We start from the raw sequence: 22900 nt of genomic DNA, 5'->3' as shown, positions 1-22900 counted from the left end.
GAGGGGGGTTCTTTATACCCTTTTGATAGTAAAAGTGAAGCTGTGATCTCCATCAGATGATAGCCTATGCTCCGGGTGCACCGGTGCTCCCCAGCTATCATCGCCCCCTACACCCATCTGCTTGCCAGAAACAGTCAGCACAGTATAGTGTACTGGCGGCAATTCATACGCATGACCGGCTTGCTCAATCTCCAGGGCAGTATGCGGAGATGCATTGCATGTAATCGGCTTATCATCAGATTGAAGCTCAATCCCGCTTCCCTTTTCACAGGTAAGCTTCAGCCAGCGAACTCCCGTCCTTGTGCCAGATTCCTGCGGTCGTACGTAAGCTGTACCGTTTGTCTGAACCGTATTCCGGAACCGGCTGAGCCTCGCTCCATGACTTCTGTCCGCGTAGTTCTCTTCTGGCCCCTGGGCAAACCATTCCAAATTGCTATAATCTGCAGAAGTCCGGAAAGAAAGAGCAAATGTCGGCAGATCTGGTAACCCTTCTGCCCCTTGGTACACTGCTTTCACACGGATAGAACCATCCGGGAACACGGAATAGATTGTTTGGACTTGCAGCTTTTCTGCTATTGAAAATGCATAGGTGAATGTCACATCCACTTGCTCAGTCCCTATATCCAAAGCCACATCTGTACATTTCCTCGCTACACTGGCTGCCAGCCAGACCCCTGCTGTATAGCTATGCTGATAGCCGTTGTCATTATCCGTGCTTGCCCGCCAGAATGTCGGATGAGGAGGTGTCTCAATCAGTTCCTCTCCGTCATAACGAAGCGACGTCAAACTGCCTGCTGCTTTTGAGAATTGAACACTGAAATCCTTGCCATATACGCCGATATTCACATCTCCTTCGACAACACGGAGCGTACCAGAAGCTTTAGGAATCTCTGCTTTTCTCTCCCAAACATATTGCCCGAATGCGATTTCAAATCCTGCATCCGCCCATAATGCTGCTTCACGCAATCTCATGCTGGCATCGATTGTGTATGTTCCTGGTTCTGCCATAACACTTGCTGGAATATCCATCTCATATTCTGCTTGCTGACCAGTTGAAACATCTTGTTCGATGCTCCGTTCATAACAGCTTTCTCCTTCTCTACGCACTGCGAAGACCAATTCATAGGCACTTGTATCAGCAAAGAGATTTTCATTGCGCACTACAATTTTTTTATCATCTATATCCAATTTGATATTCTGATAAAGATATTTCACTTCCTGCATTTTCGGAGAAAGTTTACGATCGGCAAAAACGATGCCATCTGTACAGAAAATATAATCAGTCGGCCGATCCTGGAAATCGCCGCCATATGCCAGGAATTCCTGACCGTAACGATTCTTTTTCAGAAGTGCCTGGTCCATGTAATCCCAGATAAAACCGCCTTGGTACATTGGATAGGCATTTTCCAAATCAGTATATTTGTACATACCGCCCAACGAGTTGTTCATCGCATGGGAATATTCACAGCTGATAAATGGTTTCTCCGGTTCACTTTCCAGATACTCTACAATGTCTTCCACTTTGGCATACATCCGGCTTTCCATATCACTTGCTTCATCGTATTCCCGTGCGTGGAACACGCCCTCATAATGGACAAGTCTGCTCGGGTCCTTTTCCCTGAAGTAGTTCGCAACATTGACGATGACTTCGCCAGCGTACGATTCATTACCACAGGACCAGATCAGAATGGACGGGTGGTTTTTATCCCGTTCCAGCATGGATACTGCCCGGTCCATTACGATATCCTGCCATTCAGGCAAATTGCCCGGTACGTTCCAGGATGGCTCCACTTGTCCAAGCTTCTGCCAGGAACCGTGCGATTCCAGGTTCATCTCATCGATAACATACAAACCATACTCATCACATAGCTCATACCACCGAGTCTGGTTCGGGTAATGAGAAGTCCGGACTGCATTGATATTATGCTGCTTCATCGTTCTGATATCCCACAGCATATCTTCTTCGGTAACGACCCTTCCTGATCGCGCATTGAACTCATGTCTATTTACACCTTTGAAAACAACCCGCTTACCGTTCAGGCACATCACTTTGTCTATCATCTCGAAACGGCGGAAGCCGATGGTCTGCGGAATGACTTCGACAAGCTGTCCTTCCTCATTGTAAACTTGCAGATAAAGAGAATATAGATTAGGATTTTCCGCACTCCATAGTTGCGGTGAATCTACATGAAATGAAACGACAGCTGTTTTTTCATGGAATAATCCTTCAGCTTCCTGTACTAAGCTTCCATGCTTGTCATAAAGGCTGCCTGTTATTTTTGCAGCCGCTGGTATATCCTCTTGGAATAGCATGGCTGCCTTTAGCGATCCTTTTGAATATGTTTCATCCAATCGTGCTTGTACAGACAAATCAAAAACATGCAGCTCTGGTGTCGTGTATAGATACACATCACGGAAAATACCCGAGAAGCGCCAGAAATCCTGGTCCTCCAGCCAACTGCCTGTGCTGCGCTGATACACCTCTACCGCCAATTTGTTCTCACCTGGCTGGAGATATGCTGTCAGATCGAATGCTGCTGGTGTAAAACTGTCCTCGCTGTAACCGACAAATTGACCATTCAGCCAAACATAGAATGCAGACTCTACACCCTGGAAAGAGATATATAACGGCATGTCTTCCATATGCTTTGGTACAGTAAAATGTTTCACATAGCTGCCAACGGCATTATCCTCCATCGGCACCTGAGGAGGCCGGATATCATGTATTCCATCCCATGGATACATCGTATTCACATATTGCGGTGTCCCGTACCCTTCCAGTTGGATATGAGCTGGGACAGTAATGGAATCCCAACGACTATTGTCGTATGCTGCACTGTAAAAATCTGCAGGACGAACAGCAGGATTCTGTGCGTAATGGAACTTCCATTTCCCATTTAGACTGTGGCGCCAAGGCATTTCCTTCTTTGCCTTGGCCTGTTCCAAAGTCTCAAAATACACATGATCAGAATGAGCTGGCACACGATTCACCGCGAACACACTTGTATCCGAAAGCCAATCCAAACTTGGAATTACATTTGTATCGATTGTCATATTTACTTCCTCCCTCTCTTTCTGTTACTTCACGGAACCCATCATTCCTGCTACGAAATGCTTCTGCATAAAGAAGAAGATAATCGCTGTCGGCAATGTCGCAATAACGATTGCCATCATGATCATGCCGTAATCAGGCGAGTAGCTGGAACCTAGATTCGAAATAAGCAATGGAATCGTCTGTTTATCTGGTGACTGTAGGACGACTAGCGGCCAGAGATAGTTATTCCAGCTGGCCATGAATGTAATGATGGCTGCAGCGGCGTATGTTGTCTTCATCGTTGGTACATAAATTCGGAAAAAGATACCAATCTCCTTCAAGCCATCGATCCGGCCTGCTTCCAAAATTTCTTTAGGAAACATTTTTGTACTCTGACGGAAGAAAAAGATAAGGAATGCTGTCGTAATACTCGGCAGAACTACAGCAGTCAGTGTATCAATTCCGAGAAACGGAAAGATTGGTGTGATACTGCCGAACATACGGAACAAAGGCACCATCAAGGCCGCAAATGGAATCATCATCGACAATAGTAAGATATTGAATACGATATCTTTTGCTCTGCTGCGATAAATCTCAAATCCATATCCCGCCAAAGAAGCTATCAGCAAGCTTAGGACTGTTGTAGCGACTGCAATGATTGCTGAGTTCGTCAACGCTGGCACTAAATCTACTGTTTGAAGCAGATTCTTGAAGTTCTCAATAAAATGTCCACCGGGCAGTAATTTCCCTCTCGTAACATCAGTAGACGTGTTTGTCATGCTGACAACCATCCAGTAAAACGGGAAGATGGAAATGATCGCACAGATGCTGAGGAACAAATAACCGATTACTTTGTTGGATAGTCTCATTTCTTATCACCTGCCGCTTTGAATTGGATGATCGAGAAGATAACAATCAAGATTACGATGGCATAGGAAACAGTTGCAGCGTAGCCAAAGTCAGGCGTGTACTTGAAGGACAAGTTATAAATATATTGGGAAATGGTCATGGTGGCATTTCCTGGTCCCCCAGCTGTAATGTTCATTACCTCATCGAACAATTGCAATGTCCCGATTGTCGACGTGATGGATGTGAATAGAATGATCGGCTTCAGCATCGGAATCGTAATCTTGAAGAACTGCTGGATAGCAGAAGCACCATCGATTTTTGCAGCTTCATAGATGGATCGATCCACATTTTGAAGAGCAGACAAATAAAAGATCATATTGTAGCCAGTCCATCTCCATGTGATTGCCAGGATGATGGTGATTTTCGCCCAAAACGGGTCTGTCAGCCACTGAATTGGCTCAGAAACCAGATTGATCTTCAGCAAGGTCATGTTTACGATACCGTCTGGTGCAAACAGGTATTTAAACACAACTGAGTAAGCAACAAGTGATGTTACACACGGAAGGAAAATGGCTGTTCGGAAGAATCCCTTCCATTTCAGTGTCTTATTGTTCAGTACAACAGACAGGAATAATGCTAACAAAATCATGACTGGTACTTGGATGATCAAATAGATGACCGTATTCTTAACCGTAGTCAGGAATACAGGGTCCTGGAATAGACGGATATAGTTCTCAAATCCGACGAATGACAGATTCACACCGCTGCCAGACTGGAACGACATTATCAAGGCCTGCACCATCGGGAAGAAATAAAATATTCCGATTAAAAGTGAAGCTATCGCAACAAATGACCAGCCGACCAATGTATTTTTCAGCCTGAGGGATCGCGCTGGACGCGGTGCTGGTTTTTCTGCAAGTTTTTCCGGTCCTAATTTTTCAGGAATATTCATGAATGTGGGCTCCTTTCGAAAGAAGCCCCGGGAGGCAGCTTTTGTTCGCGGCGTCCCAGGGCACTTGGTTTACTTCGCTTGCTGTTCTGCCAGCGATTGTGCGTTTTCCATAACCGTATCTAAATCTTCGCCCTGCAAATATTTCTGGATTTCATTCGCAAGGATATCCTCGATCACATACGTATGAAGACCGTAATTGACCTGTGGAATTTCTTCTGTCCAAGCTGCGAAATCAGACATTATCTTCTGACCGCCAAAGAATTCATCTTCTGCTTGGTAAGCCTCTCCTTCAGCTGCAGGCTGATAGGTTCCGACACCGCCTACTTCTTCAACGAACTGCTGATGGAAATCACCGTCGGCACCGAATGTCTGGCCTAAGAATTCAGCTGCTTTTTCTTTGCCAGGGATGTTCAATACATACCAGGAGCTACCGCCCAAGTTGGATGCATTCACTGATTCCATGCCAGGAAGTTTCGGAAATGGTGCTACTGCCCACTTACCTGACTGAGATGCTTCCGCTTTAACAGAAGGAGTGATCCAGTTACCACTTGGCAGCATGGAAATGTCTCCATTATTGATTGTGGCAATGTACTGGCTCCAGTCTGCATGAGGTTTCACCAAGTCTGCATCAATCATTTCCTTATACAGACGGAATGCTTCTTTCAGCGCATCATTATTAGCTATATTCGGAGTTACTCCATCTTCCTCCAAATACCATGCACCACTTGTTTGGATCATCATACGCAACAGACCTAGATCTTTTGGATCCTGCGTGATCATTTGCTTGCCTGTAGCATCTTTCACTGCTTTACCGATTTCAATTACTTTCTCCCAATCAGCGTCCTGCAGGTCATCGATGCTGTATCCTGCTTCTTCCAAGTAATCAGTTCGTACATACAAACCAGCTACACCCGAATCGAAGGGAACTCCATATTGCTTGCCTTCAAAGCTAGTCGGCGGCTGTTTGTACTTTGCAAATTCATCGATCGAGATTGCATCGTCAACCGCGTAAAACATATCCGGATAAGACTGCAAGAAGCTTTGCGCACGATAGTCCTCAATCAATACGACGTTCGGTAGGCCTTTCGTTGTCCCAGAGCTGAGACTAGTGTTGAGCTTTTGGATGATGTCGTCCTGTGCATACTCGATAACTTCAATATTGAGCTCACTGTTTTCCTTTTGATAAGCTGTCTTCGCAAGCTCGGCTGCTTTTATATTGAAGTTCGGGTCCCATGCCCAAACTTTGATATCGTTCGTATCTGCATCTGCTTCCGAGCCGGAACCCGAAGAACACGCAGACAGAACGAGCAAACTAACAAATAAAAGTGCTAAAAACTTTTTCATCACATTTTACCCCCTCTTTTTTGTAAGCGCTGTCTTTATGATTAAATCTTAGCATGCGTCTACTATCTTCTGTTAGGAATTTATTGAGTCATACTTGGATTAAATCTCTATATTGATAACGCTTACATATTAGGGATTAGGATTATTTTTTGTTATTTGTATTTTCTACCGCAATTTACTTTACTCCGATACCGCCTCTTCAGTACGACAGTTGAAATATGTTTAACTCCATCCGTGCTGACTGTCAAGCAGTTGCATCATATTACGTCTCTTTCTTCTTCTTTTACTGCCGGCAGCCTTAATTTTACTTTCGTTCCCTGTCCTGTCTCACTCGTGATGGACACACCGTATTCTGTTCCATACAGAAGCTGGATTCGTTCATGTACATTTTTGACACCGATACCGGAAAACAGCTGTCGATTGCGGTTTGTATTAGGCAAATCTGCACATGCTGCCATTCCATCGCCATCATCGGCTACTTCACATACAAGGTCGTCTGCTTCTTTCCATACAAGCACTGAAATAGTGCCTTCAGCTGTTTTATTGAAAGCATGGAAAAATGAGTTTTCGATAAATGGCTGCAATATCAGCTTTGGAATAAGATAGTCCAAACAATCCGGTGACACCATGAACTGTACCTGAATCCTATCCCCGTACCGTTTCTGATTGATCAGCACATAGTTTTTTAAATTCTGCAGTTCCAGCTCTACGGTAACCGACTCATCAACATTGCCGATTGTATTTTGCAAAAGCGTGATGAACGCATCAATCGTTTTTTCAGCTTCTTCCCTTTCCCCCATCATGACCAAGAACTTGATGGAAGCCATCGTATTATAAAGGAAGTGGGGATTGATCTGCTGCTGCAATGCAGCCAGCTCCGCATGACGCTGCTGTTTTTGGGCTTCGATGAGTTTCTCTACATATACCTGCAGTTCATCCATCATGCTGTTGAAAGCAAGACCAATTTGATTTGTTTCGTATGTACCTTCATACACGAGCCGCCGCTTCAGTCCTTTCTTTGGTACAGCTTCAATGTCTTTAACAAGCTTCGATAGGGAGTTGGTCAGCCGCTTCGTAACAAGGAAAACAATGATCAAGGCAAGAACGACAACACCTGCTAGCAATAATGCAATCTGCTTTGTATCAATCAGATTTCCGACAGCGATCTGCTTGTCCACCATATTGACTAGGTACATATCAAAATAAGGCAGATATTCTGCCAGCATAATTTGATTGGTATCCTGAAACTCGACCTCCCGGTACGTTTCTTCATCGGTTTGCATATTTTTTGCCTGCTGACTAAGCTCTGGAAGTGATTGCCCGATGGTATTCGTCAGACTGCTTGAGACCACCTTGCCGTTTTGATCGAGCACATAAAAATCATTACCCGGCTTTACGTAGTCTGTATAAAAGGAACGCAGCTGCCCCTCTTTAATCGGAAAGTAAACCGCGCCATATGATTGATCTGTTTCCCGGTCAAGCAGTGCCTTCGCCGCAATGACATAATTATCGGATGCTTCTCTTGAATCCTGAAAATAAAGCAGCTTGTTCGGCTCCTTGGTGATCGATTCCGTAATGTCATGGTTACGAATATCTGTTGGTGCTGCAGGCCAATACGTAAAGTTCGTCCTGTATGAGATTGCATCTTGATCAGCAATTGCTATTTCCACATTTTGATCACCTAGCTGTTCCCGCAGATGGTCAATTTGGCTCATTACAAGGTAAAGACTCATAATACGCTCATTATCCGGCTCTTTCTCTGATAAATAAGCCTCGATTGTGCTGCTCTGACCGATATCGGTAGCCGCCATCACAATGCTATAATTCAATTCTTCAAAATCATACTGAATCTGATCGATGATCTGCGAATTGGTAATGCTGAACTTTTCTACGAAAAACTGCTCAGCCATCCGGATTGTCGTAAGAGTTACGGTAATAGCAACTAAAATAATAAGTGCAACAGTTATAAGGAACATCTTCATAAACAGACCATTGGGCTGAAGACGGTCTTTGATCAAGTTCATCAACTTCCCCTCCTTAGCTCATCATCCGTTTTCGCCGATATTGCGAAGGAGAATAGCCTGTTTGCTTTTTGAAAACACGACAAAAATAGCTGTGATCTGAAAATCCGACTTGCTCACTGATTTTTGAAATAGGTATATCGTTTTGTCTGAGCAAGGAAATAGCTGCCTCAATTCGGATACGGTTAAGGTACTCGCTGAAACCCTCTTTGCTATGGGTCGAAAAATAATTGGATAAATATGAAGGACTAAAATGGAAATGGTTCGCAATATTCGTTAATGATAACGATTCATGATAATGCGCCTTGATATAATCCGTCAGTTTCCGCATATGTCCCTGTCCTTCCTCTGTTTCCACAACCCGCTTTACTTCTTTTAAAAATGATTCAACCGTCTGATTAGCTGTATAAACATCCGCTGATTGACCGACTTGTTGGAAATACGAATACTTCTTCTTCTCCAGCATCTCTGTCTGATAATCCATATTGCCAAGCAGCACCATCAGATTGAACATAATATTATTCAGAAAAGCTTTGTATTCGCCAATATCCTGTTGGTAATCCAGAACCATCCGTCCGATATGTTCCTCTAAATAAGTAAAAGCTTCCTGAAAATTTTCCCGCTTGCACGCTTCGATAAATCGATCCAATTGGAATAACTGTCTCTCCTCAGGGAGTGGCGGCAGGATGTCTTCCGACAGATAAAACTTCCCCGGAAAGAAAAACCGATAACTCTCGACCTTTTCCAGTTCCTTTTGCTTTCCTTTCAGTTCCGAGAGATTAGCAAAAGTTTCTGTACTGCATACAGCACCTGATTTCGGTAATTCACCAAATAATCCTTCACTGAATGTATGGTCGCTGTTCCACAAGTATATGTGCAGATCTGAAGTTTGTAAGATCGACGTCAGGACTCCCGCTTCATTATCCAGATATTCATGAAGCGGCTTCGCTGGCTTATCCGCTTCCAGTCTGTAGCTTACTACTTGAAAATGCTTATGCGGAAAATATGCAGCATCTTCTTCTTCCATACGGATATCAGTTCCTTCATAGAGAACACGCAATTTTTCCGTTAAGGTTTGCTTATGCTCCCCCTCACCGCTAAGATGAAATCCTTCCAGCTGTCCTGCTGCAAGGCGCAAAGTCTTCAGCAGCACTTCTGCATTCAGCTTCGGTTTGAGAATATAATCGATAACTCCGTTCTGAAAAGCACTTCGTACATAATCGAATTCACTGAAGCTGCTCAGTACGATCAGTCCGATATTCGGGTATTTTTCATTTACCATCCTCGTCAAAGCTTCGCCGTCCATAATCGGCATGACGACATCCGTGATAACAATATGCGGGTTCAGCGTTTCAATCAGTTCCAATGCTTCTTTTCCATTTGAAGCTTCCCCAACTATTGTGAACCCTTCCTTCTCCCAATCCAAATAGTGTTTGATGCCTTGTCGGATAAGAATTTCATCATCGACAATTAACGTCCTGCACAATTCCTTTGTATCCAAAATGCATGACACCCCTTTATCAGGCTGCTGCTTGATCCTGTTCGGAAAGCGCTTTCTTTTATAGTGAGACGGATATAGGTATTTGTCAAGGAGCGTTCAATGGACTGTAATAAAAATCACAAGTTTTGTCAGTAAATTATGATAAGATGAAGATAACCTAATTTTGCCAAAAGGAGAGATGACTTTTGACACTGCGGGAACGACGGAGACAACGAAAAAGGGAAGCTGATCCGAATCACAAATGGGATATTCTCGATATTCTGCTTTGGGTACCTGAACTTCTGTTTTTGCCTTTTCGCATACTCGTTTGGATCGGTCGTGGCCTTCTGCGTTTATTTCAAATAGGGCCTTAAAAGGAGAACTTGAATGGGGAATACAATTACCCTTGTAATTATTATTTTAGCAGTTGGCAGTACACTCTACTTCGGTATCCGCTCATTAATGGGGCGATTCGGACCTAAGTAAATGCCTTTTCTCATGTGTTTTGTTTTCTACCAGACGGGAACACAATCTCCAAAAGCAGATCGACATGAGGAAAGGATGAAGCAGCTTGAAGAAAGTCAGACTTGGAACAAGTGATTTGGAAGTAACACAAATTGCTTTAGGAACATGGGCCATGGGTGGCTATATGTGGCAGCATGAGCCAAATGAGGTCAGTGCCAAACGTACTGTCCATGCTGCACTCGATAAGGGCATCAACTTAATCGATACCGCACCTGATTATGGACTAGGGAAGTCAGAGGAATTCATCGGCAAAGCATTGCAGGAATCCAGTATACCGCGTGACAAACTAATCCTAGCCGGAAAACCCGGGGTCAATTGGACAGAGGATACACAATTGTTCCGGGATATGCGCCCGGACAATGTGGAAAAGGAACTTGATTTAACACTAAAGCGTTTAGGAACGGATTATCTGGATCTTTATCAAGTGCACTGGCCAGACCATGAAATTCCTATGGAAGAGCTCGCTGGCGTGATGCACAACCTATACAAAAAGGGTAAGATTCGAGCCATCGGAGTCAGTAATTTCACGCCACAGGAAATGGAAGCTTTTCAGCGAGAAGCACCACTACATGTCACACAAAATCAGTTTAACATGCTGCAGCGCGGTCTATGGGAATGGTTTGATTACGCTAAACGACATGATATTGGCGGCTTAGCCTGGGGACCAATGGCACATGGCTTGCTTGCAGGGGCACTGACGAAATCGACTACATTCTCAGAGGAGGATTTCCGCTTTTCTCACCCACTATTCGAAAGCGGCAGATTCGAAGCAATCCTTGATGCGGTCGAGCAATTGAAGAACTTCGCAGCCAACCGCGATAAGACAATCGCTCAATTAGCGATGCGTTGGGTACTGGAACAAGACGGAGTGGATGTAGCCATTTGGGGTGCTTATGCGCCAGATCAGCTAGATGAAGTGACAGGTGTTGAAGACTTGTCTCTCAGCAAGGAAAACCTGCTTGCCATCGACCAGATCCTGAAGCTGCATATCGATGACTGGAGCAGCAACTATCTGGATACCTATGCACCAGCAGAAAGATCGAAAGTTAACGCATAAAAAAAGAAGCACAAGCCCTTTGGCTGGTGCTTCTTTCTTTTAGGAGGAAGTCCACTGTCCTCCATTGATATGGATCGTCTGTCCTGTCATATAAGAGAACTTTCATTAGAAGCCAGTACTTGCTCCACTTTTCAGTGATGACCAAATAGAATTTTGAAATCATCGGAATGTAATGGCACCTGTTACTATCGCTACGAGAATAATGAATAATGAAGTCAAAACAGCCCATTTAACTGCATATCGCTGAAATGCACCAAGATCGATTTTCAACATACTGACAAGCAATATCGTAGAAGCTACAAGCGGGCTCATTAGATGTACCGGCTGCCCTAAAATGGAAGCCCTGGCGATTTCAATAGGGTCAACACCGTAGGCTGATGCAGCTTCAGCGAATATAGGTACCATTCCGAAGTAATACGCATCATTTGAAAGCACAAAGGTCAATGGAAGACTTGTGATAGCTACAACTACCGGGAAAAGTTCACCCATGGACGGCGGAACGAATGCGACAATCGAACCTGCAATTGCATTGACCATTTCTGTTCCGGACAATATGCCAGCGAAAACACCCGCAGCAAAGACAAGCAAAACAACTGTGATTGCATTGCTTGCATGTTCCGCAATACGCTCTTTTTGTATTTGGATATTAGGGTAATTGATAGATAAAGCCAACACAAAACCTATGAGGAAGAGTACTGCCGGATGCATAATTCCCATTACCAGCAATACCAAGATAGCTATGACAAGGAATAAATTTATCCAGCGAAGCTTTGGCCGCTTCAGTAAGTCCCCTTCCAAAGCTGCAGCCATATAAGGTTCTGACTCATAGTTACCGGATTTTATTTCCATCACTCCTATACGTTTCCGTTCCTTAAGACCGAGCATAAAAGCAGTAAAGACGACGAAAATCATACCTCCAAGCATAGTGGGCAGAAGTGGGACAAAGAATTCCGAAGGATCGAGCCCTAGTACCGCGATTGCTCTGGTTGCAGGCCCTCCCCAAGGAGTCATACCACTGATGATACTCAAGGCCAGCATTGCGACTGTTGCCATAACAAGCGGATTCATACCAATCCGTTTATACAAAGGAAGCATTGCAGAAACCGTGATCATGTAAGTGGTGGTTCCATCACCGTCCAATGCAATCAGCATTGCCAGTACAGCTGAGCCAATCGCAATTTTTACAGGATCACCCTTTACTAGTACTAGTATTTTCTTGATTAGAGGATCGAATAAACCGGCATCAATGAGGATTCCGAAAAACAAGATAGCGAATAATAACAAGGCTGCAGAACTGGCAACAGTTTGCAGTCCATCCAAGATCATATCTCCAAGGCTTCCTCCAAATCCTCCAATTAAAGCAAAGAAAATCGGTGTCAACGTCAAAGCAACAATGGGAGAAAGCTTTTTAGACATAATCAGAACAGTAAATACAGTCATCATAGAAAAACCTAATATCGTCAGCATGGTCATTCCCCTCTCTTTGAATACGCTTTCATTTACTTGTGTAAGAAGCATTTGACTTAGCATATTACATAGCGGGAGATAAGTTAAATATAAGTATTTTTGCAGAACTCATAAGTATTTTTTATATTGTTACATGCTGTTCCTGTTTCAAAAAGCCGATGAATGCTTTTACCACTTGCAAATCAAGTGATTTAGGGTCATACATCAACCATGTTTCACGAAGCAAAGGCTCTTCGTTTTCATTCGTCAGACCAATACGGTAAAGCTGATCGGATTCACGCAGGCATATTTCAGGCACGATCGAATAACCCAAGCCATGTTTCACCATCTCTTTGCATGTTTCCTGCCGATCCACCTCCATTGCCGTGAGCGGTGCGTGCTGCAGGTGCTCATGTATCCACCCATCTATAATTGTTTTCAATGAGGTATCTGTATTGTATTTAATAAATGGAAGTAATGGCAGCTGACCTATGCTGATCTGCTGTTTTGAAATGATATACAATTGTTCCCTCGTCAGTATCTCCTTCACTCCTTGCCAGCGGTGATTTCCACGCAAAATGCCTAAGTGTACATCCCCTTCATCCAGTAACTTCATGACCCTCGTACTCCAGCCAGTCTGTACATTGTATTGGACATTCGGATAAATGGAAGAGAACTTTGTCAGCAAGCCCGGCAGTTTATATTGAGCGAAATTACTGGACACCGCTAAACGCAGCGTACCTTGCACATCCTTCCCTAGATTAGCTATCGCATCCTTTGTTTCCTTCAGCTTTCGCAGCATCTCGACAGCATAATCTGTAAGGTACTCCCCTTCTACAGTCAGGGTGATTCCCCTGTTCCGCTTTGTAAACAGCTTTACGTTAAAACTCTCCTCGATCTTTTGAATGCGGTATGTCAAAGAAGGCTGAGATGTGAATAATCTCTCAGCAGCTTTTGTGACACTTTTTTCTTCACCTAATAGCTTTAATAATAGCCAATCCTTTTCATCCATTGCTCACCCTCCTAGGTAATTACTCATGGTTATAAAATTATTTTTAATTAAGTCAAAAATAATTGTATTTTATTTTATCAATGCTCGGGACTATGCTGTCAGTATAAACTACTTCATCCTAAAAAGGACGTGAGCAGATGGAAAAAATCCGTATTGTCTACATGCGCGGCGGCACAAGTAAAGCTGTTTTTCTTCATGAAACAGATATGCCTGCAGAAAAGGAAGATTGGGCGCCTTTCCTTCTTGATTTAATGGGAAGTCCTGATAAACGGCAAATCGATGGGTTGGGAGGCGCCAATTCCTTAACGAGCAAAGCTGCCATTATACGAAAAGCTGAGGCTGATAAAGACTTTGATGTCTACTATACTTTTGCACAAGTAAGTATTACAGATGAAACAGTTGATATGAAAGGAAACTGCGGCAATATTTCTTCTGCCGTCGGTCCATTTGCAATTCAGGAAGGACTTGTCCCTATCACAGAGCCGATTACGACCGTAAGGATTTGGAATACGAATACCCAAAAATTGATTATTGCCGAAGTAGCTGTTAAGGATGGTGACGTACTAACCACAGGTTCGACAGCTATACCTGGAGTACCTGGTTATGGGTCGGAGATTGCTTTGACATTTTGCCATGCAGAGGGATCCGTGACTGGCGAGTTGTTACCTACCGGAAATGTTACCGATGTACTTGAAACGAGCTTTGGCAGTGTTCGATGTTCTATCGTTGATGCTGCCAATCCTTTAGTTTTTGTAGAAGCTGCTGACCTAGGCTTACAAGAGACCATTCTGCCAGCTGCATTCGCTGAAGCAGACCTGCAGCGATGCGAGGAATTACGTGCTGCTGCAGCTGAACTCTGCGGATTTTCCACTAGAGAAAATGCGACTAAGCTTTCTCCGGCAGTTCCAAAACTCACATTGATCGGAAAAGCACAAGCATTTACAGATATGAACGAGAATATGTACTCGACTGAGGATATGGATATCCATGTGCGTATGCTATCTATGCAAAGACCTCATGAAGCACTTGCAATAACTGGTGCAATCTGCACAACTGCTGCATGTGCTATTCCCGGAACTTTGCCGCATAAGCTTGCTCGAAAAACAGCAGGAAACTTACGTATTGCCCATCCTTCAGGCATTACTGAAACAGCATACAGCAGCTTGTCAGAAATAAAAGTAATACGTACAGCCAGAAGAATTCTCGAAGGCACTGCATATGTAAAGAAGAACTATAATTTAAAGGAAGTATTTGCTGCAGAGAATTAAAAAGCTGTCGATAGTGACAGCTTTTTAATTTATCTTGATCAAACTTAAAATTTAGTAAAGTTACCTTCTTTGAATGCGACTAATAATGTTAGTTCAATTTCAGATATCGTCTATACTCAGACTTCTCTTACCAAGGTGAGCTTGTCAGCAGCTAGTGTAATATTCTCTTTTAAGTAGGAAGGCGCATTTTTATGTATCAGTAAATCCTCTGTTGTCATCCACATTACTTTTCCTACTTCTTCCGCACTCTTTGCATAAGGTTCACCAGCTATATCCTGGCAAAGAAAAACGATATCGATAACATGCGTACCCTTATCCGTCACAAATGAAGAGCTGTTCACATAAGTCGTTTCCTTCACTTCAATGCCTACCTCCTCAAAGATCTCCCGCTTCAGTGTCCTTTCCAAAATATCAGAAGATACGCCTTCCAAATCACACTTACCGCCAACCATGGAAAGGCATCCTGCTGCATGCTCTTCTTTTTCACTCCTTGTGATCATAAGCCATTTTCCATCACGGTGAATGGCACCTTCTACATTGACTATAAACATTGAGAATCCCCCTATAACTTTATCGTTTTAACATATTATTACATAATCTAGATAAAGAGATGCTATACATTTATCCTGCAAACTTTATAATCGCCGTTTCTAATAAATCAGCTCCTATACCAATCTGCTCCATTTCTGTATATTCATCAGGATGATGGCTTAAACCATTTTTAGAAGGTACAAATAGTAACCCAGTTGGACAAAGCATTGCCATATTCATCGCATCATGTCCTGCTCCACTTGCCAAATGCGTATACGTATATCCTTTTTGCTCACAATTAAGAGACAGGGAATCTATTACTTCTTTATCAAGATTGATAGGATGCTCATTACTTAACACACGGTGCTCAATACTAACATTACGCTTTTGCTCTACTTGTTTAACCGCAGTAAATAGACTTTCGATTACTCTATTCTTTGAATCTGGAGATGTTCCCCTTATATCAATTTTCATCGTAGCCAGATCTGGTATCACATTTATTGATCCTGGTTTAACTTCACATGCACCCACTGTTGCCACCGTTCCGTTACCAGCTTCCCTTTTTGCGGCCTGCTCCAGCAGCAAGGCTATTTCCGCTGCACTCAAGAAAGCATCCCTTCGATAATCCATTGGTGTCGTTCCTGAGTGAGATGCTTGCCCTTTAATTTTTACTTCAAATCGTGTTGGAGCAGCAATTCCTGTAACTATACCAATCTGTTTTTGTTGTCTTTCTAAAACAGGACCTTGCTCAATGTGCATTTCTAGAAATACTTTAAACTCCTCTTTCTGACGGGTACTCTTATCTATCTCATTAAAGTTAAGGGAACATTCAGAAAATATATCACGAAGAAATTTCCCTTCGCTGTCACTAAGCTCAGATAAAGATTCCAATTCTAATATTCCTGCCATTGCCTTGCTGCCTATTGTGGAAATACCGAATCTTGAGGATTCTTCACATGCAAAAGCAATGATCTCAATCGGGTGTTCTGTTTCAACCCCTTTATCATTTAAGCTGCGAATAACCTCGAGGGCTGCTATAACGCCTAATGTTCCATCGTAATTTCCACCATGGATTACTGTATCTAGATGGGAACCGCATGCTACGACAGGAAGATCAGGGTTACTGCCTTCCCTGCGTGCTATCACATTTCCACAAGTATCAATCCGAACATCCATGCCTTCTTTTCTGCAAAGGTTGCTAAAATGTTCAGCCGCTTGTCGCTCCTCTTTAGAATAAGCTATGCGCGTTACTCCATCTTTCGAACGACCGAATTGATTCATTTCATATAATGTCTTCTCTAAGCGTTTTAAATCCATAGCTTACCTCCAGCATCTAATTCTGTATAATGTTACCTTAACTTATTTCTACGTTTCTCCTTGATTATGCACCTCCGAGCATATAAGACTAATTATAGTCATTAACCCATGCTATATTTTCTTACCAACTCCAAATCATTCTCATCAAAAGGGAACAAATTATCACTTATTTTATTCTGTAATAAATACAATGACCTTAAAGCATATTCCTTTAACTCAGCGGGATAACCATACTTTACACTGTTAACCTCAAATTCATCTTCATCTACAACCATCCAGTCTTCATTTCTTCTTTTCACTACATCCAAATCCAAATCAACAAATCTAAGCTGATTGCCATTAAGCACGGAAGGCATTGCAATATTGCAGTAATACGAAAGTATTTTACCTTCTTCAATCTCCATGGCAACTGTGTAGCCTTCTTTAAAGAAGAAGTACTCCAACGAAGTGGCATCTATTGTAAAGGTTGTATTTTTCGTATGGTGTTTCAACTCTCTGCCGCTTTCACAAAGAACCATCGCATACTCTGGCGTTTTTCTCAACAAACGACCTTTCCATTCATAGTGCGGAATGTCGGGATATTTCATTGATTTCATATGTATCACTTTATTCAAGGCTAATCTCCCCTAGGCTACTTTATGGATTCCTAATGATGATGTTCTTCTATAAGAATCTATCTGCTAAATAAATCAGGCAACCTCTCCTTACAGAATAATAATAGACTTATAATTATCATAATATTTTATAAAATCAGTCTATCACAGTTTTAATTGAAATAGGAAAAGGTCATTAACTTATGGATATTCATCAAAAATAATTAAAACGAGGTCAACACTTATGAAATTCTCTATTAGACGACGAACAAATGAGGATATGAATTCATGACTTACGAAGGTATTTACTCCTGCTCTTTAATTATGTCCATCTCGGATTAGCAGTAGCAGAATTTAATAAACAAGCTATACGAGAAAGAGTGTTTGTAATGACAGGAGAATTTGAAGATACAATTAGAGGAAATTCTTATAACTTTATCATTATGGCTAAAGATTGGAACTGATGAAGTAACTCATTAAGATTTCCTTTTTAGATTATGTTTCTGTTATATAAAAAAGCAGGCTCATTAGTTTAATGAACCCACTTCTGATATTGCGTAATCTGGATTATTTGTAAATACACCGTCGACTTTCAAATCTAACATTTTATCAGTCAATTTTTTCTCATCGTCATAGTAATAAACATGGAGCTGAAGATTATAATCATGTATCTGCCTAACCAACTCAGCATCCACACTACCCGCATATATTCCTACACCTATTGCATAATTTTTAATATGCTGCATGGTAGCACCATCAAGTTCTTGAACCTCTGCTTTACGCAATAATCTAACAAAAGGAATATCGTTGTTAAGTTCGTGGATCTTCTTCATGCTTTCTTCTGAAAATGACTCGATGATAACTCTTTTCTTTTTAATAAGATCCTTGCTATTGAGGATAGAGACCAACTGCTCCTCCATTCCTATATTACCGTCGCTATCTGTTCTCGTTTCTATATAATAATGGACCGAATCACCGTAATGTTCTACAATCTCCTGAAGTGTTAGGATCTCCTGCTTTTTATCGACATGAAGGTGTTTCAGCTCTTCTAATGTTAGATTCTCTACCCTTCCAGAACCATCTGTTATGCGATCCACGTCCTCATCATGGATTGCTACCAGCTCCCCATCTTCAGTCTGGCGCAAGTCGATTTCAATATAATCCGCTCCGTCCTTCTCCGCTCGGTCATAAGATAAAAAAGTATGCTCAGGCTCCAATTCCGAAGCCCCTCTGTGTGCGATGATTAATGGTTTATATGTAGGTATACTATTATTCTCTCCTTCTTGTTTAACAGCAGGTGTACATGAGGAAAGAATAAATAAAATGGATAAAAATAAGTAAAAAATAGATGATTTATTCATAACTTTACTAAACTACCATAAGAAGTAAAATATTACAATATATCATTGCCTGTTCTTAAAGATTATTTATTAGCTCATTACACGTATTAAAATTCATTAAAATAAGCCCCCAAATATAGGAGGCTTATTTTATTAAATCAGAATCCAGCTTCATACTGTTTCGGTACAATATTCTCTTTTCTCAGCTGCTTAGCAGCTTCCAATGTCCAATAAGGATTTCTTAGCATGCCTCTTCCAACTTGTACAAGATCTGCTTCTTCATTTCCGATAATGGCATTAGCTAGGATTGGATCATCAAGTCTGCCAACAGCCATAACTGGAACTTTCAGTGCTTCTTTGATTTGACGTGCTAATGGTACCTGGTAAGCAGCATGTGTGCCTGGTCTTCCCCAGGCAGCAATCTGACCTTCACCACCGGAAGAAACGTCAAACACGTCTGCACCCGCATCTTTGTATGCTTTGGAGAATTCGATACTTTCCTCGATGCCATAGCCGCCTTCCACATATTCTCTTGCGGAAATTCGCATAATCAAAGGCATATCAGCTGGCATTTCTGCTTTAGCTGCTTCGATTACTTCACGACCGAATTTAGTCAGATCCTGTCCATATTCATCATCACGCTTATTCGTTAATGGAGAATGGAATTGGTGAATAAGGTAACCGTGTGCACCATGAATCTCGATTGCATCGAATCCAGCCTGTACCGCACGTCTTACAGCTAAGCGGAATTTCTCGACCATACCCTTTACTTCTTCTGTTGTAAGGGCTCTAGGTGTTTTGGAATTTTCGTCAAACGGAATAGCAGATGGTGCCACTGGTTCAGGCGCATCTTCTGCTTTGCGTCCGGCATGAGCAATCTGGATACCGATTTTTGCTCCATGGCTATGTACAGCCTCTACAATTTTTGCAAGAGCGGGTACTTGTTCATCAGACCATAAACCTAAATCATAATCCGTGATTCTTCCATCCGGCTCTACATCCGTCATCTCGACGATGATGAATCCTGCACCGCCAACCGCTCTGCTGACATAGTGCATGTAATGCCAGTCATTCGCTATACCATCTTTCTTTTCTACAGAATACTGACACATCGGCGGCATAACAACTCTGTTTTTCAGCTCTAGATTCTTTATTTTGTAAGTACTGAATAAATTTTGCACGTTTAAGACTCCTTAGCAAATAAAATATATGCATAACGCATGCATTTAATTTATCGGTTTTAGTATAGTTCTGTCAAACGAAAGGCATAAACAAAAAAGCACCCTTTCAGGTACTTTGATTGTTTACGTCTATAATTTCTGCAATAATTGCTTTAATATGTGTGCAGAATCCACTTGAGCGAAATTTATGCTTATTACCTCTTGAAATGTTTGAAGACCGCGCTGAAGTTTGTTCTCCCCTAACTCTGTCATCTGCGTATATGTACCTCTGCGGTCATCCGTACACACATGTTTTTGCAATGCACCGCAGCTATCGGCTTCCATATTCCCGACCAGCCTGGACAGAGCACTTTGACTCAACCCGATTAATTCCTGCAGTTGCTGCAAACGGAGCTTTTTTTCTGGAGCCTTGGATAGATAGTACAATACATAAAACTCTCTAATTGATAAACTGTATTCTTTTTGAAGAACTGTTTCCAATTCCTTCTTTATTTTCATTTGTAAATTATCCAGAGCCAGCCAGTCATCCATGAATTCATGGGGTGTATTCATACGATATTCCACCTATTCTAATCTCGAATGCTATACATGTTACTATACTGGAATTGAAGGGGCAGCTCAAATTTATTTTATAAGAAAACAGACCATGTAAATCTGCATGGTCTGTTTAGCAAAATATTACTTAATTCGTTCAGATTCCATTTTATTTTATTCACTTAGTTTTTCAGACAACTTATGTCCTTCAATATCTACATCAGGAATTATCTTATCGAGCCATTTAGGCAGGTACCAAGCAGCATGTCCCATCAGCTTCATTATTGCTGGAATAAGTGCCAGGCGAACGATGAAGGCATCGAACAACACACCAAATGTCAGAGCAAGTCCCATTGACTTGATCATCGTATCTCCCGCAAAGATAAATCCAGCAAACACAAAGATCATGATCAAACCTGCAGCTGTTACGACAGGGCCACTATACTTTAGACCTGCTAAAATAGATCTGACCGGATCCTTGGTGATTGTATATTCTTCGTGCATGCGACTAACAAGGAATACTTGATAATCCATTGCTAAACCAAACAGAATACCGATAACCAAGATTGGCAGGAATGCCAGGATTGGCCCCTCTTGCGGAATACCAAGCAAGCTATTCAAATATCCTTCCTGCAAAATGAATACGGAAAAACCTAATGTCGCAGTCATAGTAAGCAGGAATCCAGCTACTGCGGTAAGCGGTACTAATAAGGAACGGAATACTATCATTAGCAAAATAAATGCAAATCCTACAATGATCACAGCAAAAATAGGTATTGCATCATTCAACTTTTCAGCAATATCAATATTGATTGCAGTCAGACCAGTAACTCGTAACTCGATATCCTCTCCACCATCATTCAAAGAAAGCTTTCTTATATCGTGAACCAGGTCCGCTGTGGCACTATCATTTGGACCTGTTTCCGGTAATACATTAACGATTGCATACTTTCCGCTTTCGTTAGGCATGGCTGGAGTTACTTGGCTTACATTATCCAATTTACCAATCTCTTCTGTTGCTCTTTGGAACTGTTCTGTCTGTTCACCGCTTGTTTCGGAAGCGTCAACCAAGACAGCTAAAGGTCCGTTAAAACCTTCACCGAATCCATCTGCCAATAAATCGTATGCTTGCCGTGCCTGATCGTCTTTTGCTTTCATTCCATCATCAGGCAAGCCCAACCGCATATCGGTAGCCGGGATGCTGATTATTACCAAAATCACGATGCTGAGAATCGCAACTATTAGAGGCTGCTTTGTAACGAATTGTCCCCAGGCGTTCGAGTCAGTTTGTCCTTTTTGAATTTTAGCTGATTTACTTAGCAGACGATTCTTCTTCTTTATTTTTCTGCCTACGAAAGCCAATACAGCGGGACCAGCAGTAATGGACACTAGTACTGCGAAAAGGACACTTATTGCAGCTGTAATCCCCATTGCTGCAAGGAACGGAATACCTACTACAGTCAATCCGCATAAGGCAACAATGACTGTCAGACCTGCGAATATTACTGCTCCCCCTGCCGTTCCGTTAGCCCTTGCGATGGATTCGTTAACCTCCATCCCTTCCCTTACCTGCTGCCTATGTTTAGAGAAGATGAACAGCGCATAATCTATTCCAACAGCTAAGCCGATCATAACGGAGAGAGACAAACTGAATGATGTAATGTCGAACATGCTTGTACCAATCAGCGTTACTCCAATGCTGGCAACCAAACCAAGTAATGCGTTCAATATCGGTAATCCAGCTATGACAAACGATGCAAAGGTGATGCTCAATACAATGAAGGCCATTACGATACCAATCACCTCGGATATACCTCCGATTTCTACTTCAGACGGTATGATATCGCCTTTCATTGCAACTTGTATTCCTTCGTTTTCAGCAATTTCAATACTTTTTTCAGCATGTTCCAACGAAGATTCCGGAACATCGGCAGCAGCTTCTTTATATGTGATATCAGCATAAGCAACACTTCCATCTGCACTTACAGTCTGTGCTTCAAATGGATTTGCTGCAGATGCTACTTCGTCATCTTCCATTATCTTATCAAGCACGTCGCTGATTGTTTGCTGTGATGGTTCAGATGTTAAACTCTCGTTACCCTCTGCACCAAACACAATCCTTAGCGACGCAGCATCCGATCCACTTGGAAATTCATCCTGCAATAAAGCATTTGCTTCCTCGGACGGTGTTCCCGGTATACTCATATCACCCGAAAAAGACGGCTTTAAAAGAAAAGCAGAAATAAAGATGATCGCAATGAAGGCAACCCATCCTGCAAGAACAGTCTTTTTATGGAATGCACTCCATTTTCCTAATCTATATAACAATGTTGACATAAAAATCTCCCTTCTGATTTTAGAACCTGAAAATCTTACCCCATTCATATTAAAGGGAGCGCAAATAAAAAAAACGTAC

At 42.2% G+C, this 22900-nt stretch carries 17 protein-coding genes; 2 read left to right on the top strand and 15 right to left on the bottom strand.

The genetic code is table 11. The features are described 5' to 3' along the window. Positions 1 to 12 precede the first annotated feature (12 nt). The 6 genes from lacZ to CHH91_RS07660 all read right to left on the bottom strand — a co-directional run bounded on the left by lacZ (position 13) and on the right by CHH91_RS07660 (position 9701). Positions 13 to 3054, bottom strand: a complete 3042-nt coding sequence (lacZ, locus tag CHH91_RS07685; protein WP_095222874.1) for a beta-galactosidase, LacZ type — start codon at positions 3052 to 3054, stop codon at positions 13 to 15. A 24-nt stretch (positions 3055 to 3078) separates the two neighbouring features. Next, on the bottom strand, positions 3079 to 3903 hold the full coding sequence (locus CHH91_RS07680; protein WP_095222873.1) for a carbohydrate ABC transporter permease: 825 nt from the start codon (positions 3901 to 3903) through the stop codon (positions 3079 to 3081). Further along, positions 3900 to 4835 carry a carbohydrate ABC transporter permease gene (locus tag CHH91_RS07675; RefSeq protein WP_095222872.1) on the bottom strand — a complete coding sequence of 312 codons (936 nt, stop codon included), beginning with the start codon at positions 4833 to 4835 and terminating at the stop codon, positions 3900 to 3902. Before CHH91_RS07675 ends, CHH91_RS07680 begins: the two co-directional genes overlap by 4 nt. Before the next feature lie 69 nt (positions 4836 to 4904). Next, positions 4905 to 6179 (bottom strand): ABC transporter substrate-binding protein, encoded by a 1275-nt coding sequence (locus CHH91_RS07670; RefSeq protein WP_095222871.1) that lies wholly within the window; start codon positions 6177 to 6179, stop codon positions 4905 to 4907. Positions 6180 to 6436: 257 nt separating this feature from the next. Continuing rightward, positions 6437 to 8203 carry a sensor histidine kinase gene (locus tag CHH91_RS07665; RefSeq protein WP_095222870.1) on the bottom strand — a complete coding sequence of 589 codons (1767 nt, stop codon included), beginning with the start codon at positions 8201 to 8203 and terminating at the stop codon, positions 6437 to 6439. A gap of 13 nt (positions 8204 to 8216) precedes the next feature. Next, entirely contained in the window at positions 8217 to 9701 is a 1485-nt protein-coding gene (locus CHH91_RS07660; RefSeq protein ID WP_141234145.1) for a response regulator transcription factor, read from the bottom strand. Between the two features lie 550 nt (positions 9702 to 10251). On the opposite strand from CHH91_RS07660, the gene CHH91_RS07655 reads away from it, so the two are divergent. Then, a complete protein-coding gene (locus CHH91_RS07655; RefSeq protein WP_095222868.1) occupies positions 10252 to 11262 on the top strand; it encodes an aldo/keto reductase in 1011 nt (336 codons plus the stop codon). Between the two features lie 159 nt (positions 11263 to 11421). On the opposite strand, the gene CHH91_RS07650 is transcribed toward CHH91_RS07655, so the two are convergent. Together CHH91_RS07650 and CHH91_RS07645 are read right to left on the bottom strand one after the other, a co-directional pair. Continuing rightward, positions 11422 to 12729 carry a CitMHS family transporter gene (locus CHH91_RS07650; RefSeq protein ID WP_095222867.1) on the bottom strand — a complete coding sequence of 436 codons (1308 nt, stop codon included), beginning with the start codon at positions 12727 to 12729 and terminating at the stop codon, positions 11422 to 11424. Positions 12730 to 12850: 121 nt separating this feature from the next. Beyond that, positions 12851 to 13720, bottom strand: coding sequence for a LysR family transcriptional regulator (locus CHH91_RS07645; protein ID WP_095222866.1), 870 nt, complete (start codon positions 13718 to 13720; stop codon positions 12851 to 12853). A gap of 137 nt (positions 13721 to 13857) precedes the next feature. Here CHH91_RS07645 and CHH91_RS07640 point away from each other — a divergent pair, with 137 nt between their 5' ends. Beyond that, positions 13858 to 14988: a 2-methylaconitate cis-trans isomerase PrpF family protein gene (locus CHH91_RS07640; protein WP_095222865.1), complete on the top strand. Its 1131-nt coding sequence runs from the start codon at positions 13858 to 13860 to the stop codon at positions 14986 to 14988. Between the two features lie 116 nt (positions 14989 to 15104). On the opposite strand, the gene CHH91_RS07635 is transcribed toward CHH91_RS07640, so the two are convergent. The 7 genes from CHH91_RS07635 to CHH91_RS07605 form a co-directional block, all read right to left on the bottom strand. Then, positions 15105 to 15539: an NUDIX hydrolase gene (locus tag CHH91_RS07635; RefSeq protein WP_095222864.1), complete on the bottom strand. Its 435-nt coding sequence runs from the start codon at positions 15537 to 15539 to the stop codon at positions 15105 to 15107. Between the two features lie 70 nt (positions 15540 to 15609). Beyond that, positions 15610 to 16836, bottom strand: coding sequence for a Zn-dependent hydrolase (locus CHH91_RS07630; protein WP_095222863.1), 1227 nt, complete (start codon positions 16834 to 16836; stop codon positions 15610 to 15612). Positions 16837 to 16937: 101 nt separating this feature from the next. After that, a complete protein-coding gene (locus tag CHH91_RS07625) occupies positions 16938 to 17441 on the bottom strand; it encodes a DUF402 domain-containing protein (RefSeq protein WP_286160732.1) in 504 nt (167 codons plus the stop codon). Positions 17442 to 17956: 515 nt separating this feature from the next. Beyond that, positions 17957 to 18790, bottom strand: a complete 834-nt coding sequence (locus CHH91_RS07620; RefSeq protein WP_095222861.1) for a glycerophosphodiester phosphodiesterase family protein — start codon at positions 18788 to 18790, stop codon at positions 17957 to 17959. A 137-nt stretch (positions 18791 to 18927) separates the two neighbouring features. Further along, positions 18928 to 19950 carry an NADH:flavin oxidoreductase/NADH oxidase gene (locus CHH91_RS07615; RefSeq protein WP_095222860.1) on the bottom strand — a complete coding sequence of 341 codons (1023 nt, stop codon included), beginning with the start codon at positions 19948 to 19950 and terminating at the stop codon, positions 18928 to 18930. 129 nt (positions 19951 to 20079) lie between these two features. After that, positions 20080 to 20502, bottom strand: a complete 423-nt coding sequence (locus CHH91_RS07610) for a MarR family winged helix-turn-helix transcriptional regulator (protein ID WP_095222859.1) — start codon at positions 20500 to 20502, stop codon at positions 20080 to 20082. A 156-nt stretch (positions 20503 to 20658) separates the two neighbouring features. Beyond that, complete coding sequence (locus CHH91_RS07605) at positions 20659 to 22821, bottom strand: MMPL family transporter (protein ID WP_095222858.1); 2163 nt, start codon at positions 22819 to 22821, stop codon at positions 20659 to 20661. Between the last annotated feature and the right edge of the window lie 79 nt (positions 22822 to 22900).

It is taken from the genome of Virgibacillus sp. 7505, from assembly GCF_002272135.1.
Lineage (GTDB): Bacteria > Bacillota > Bacilli > Bacillales > Amphibacillaceae > Terribacillus.
This window is presented reverse-complemented; position numbering and strand designations above follow the sequence as displayed.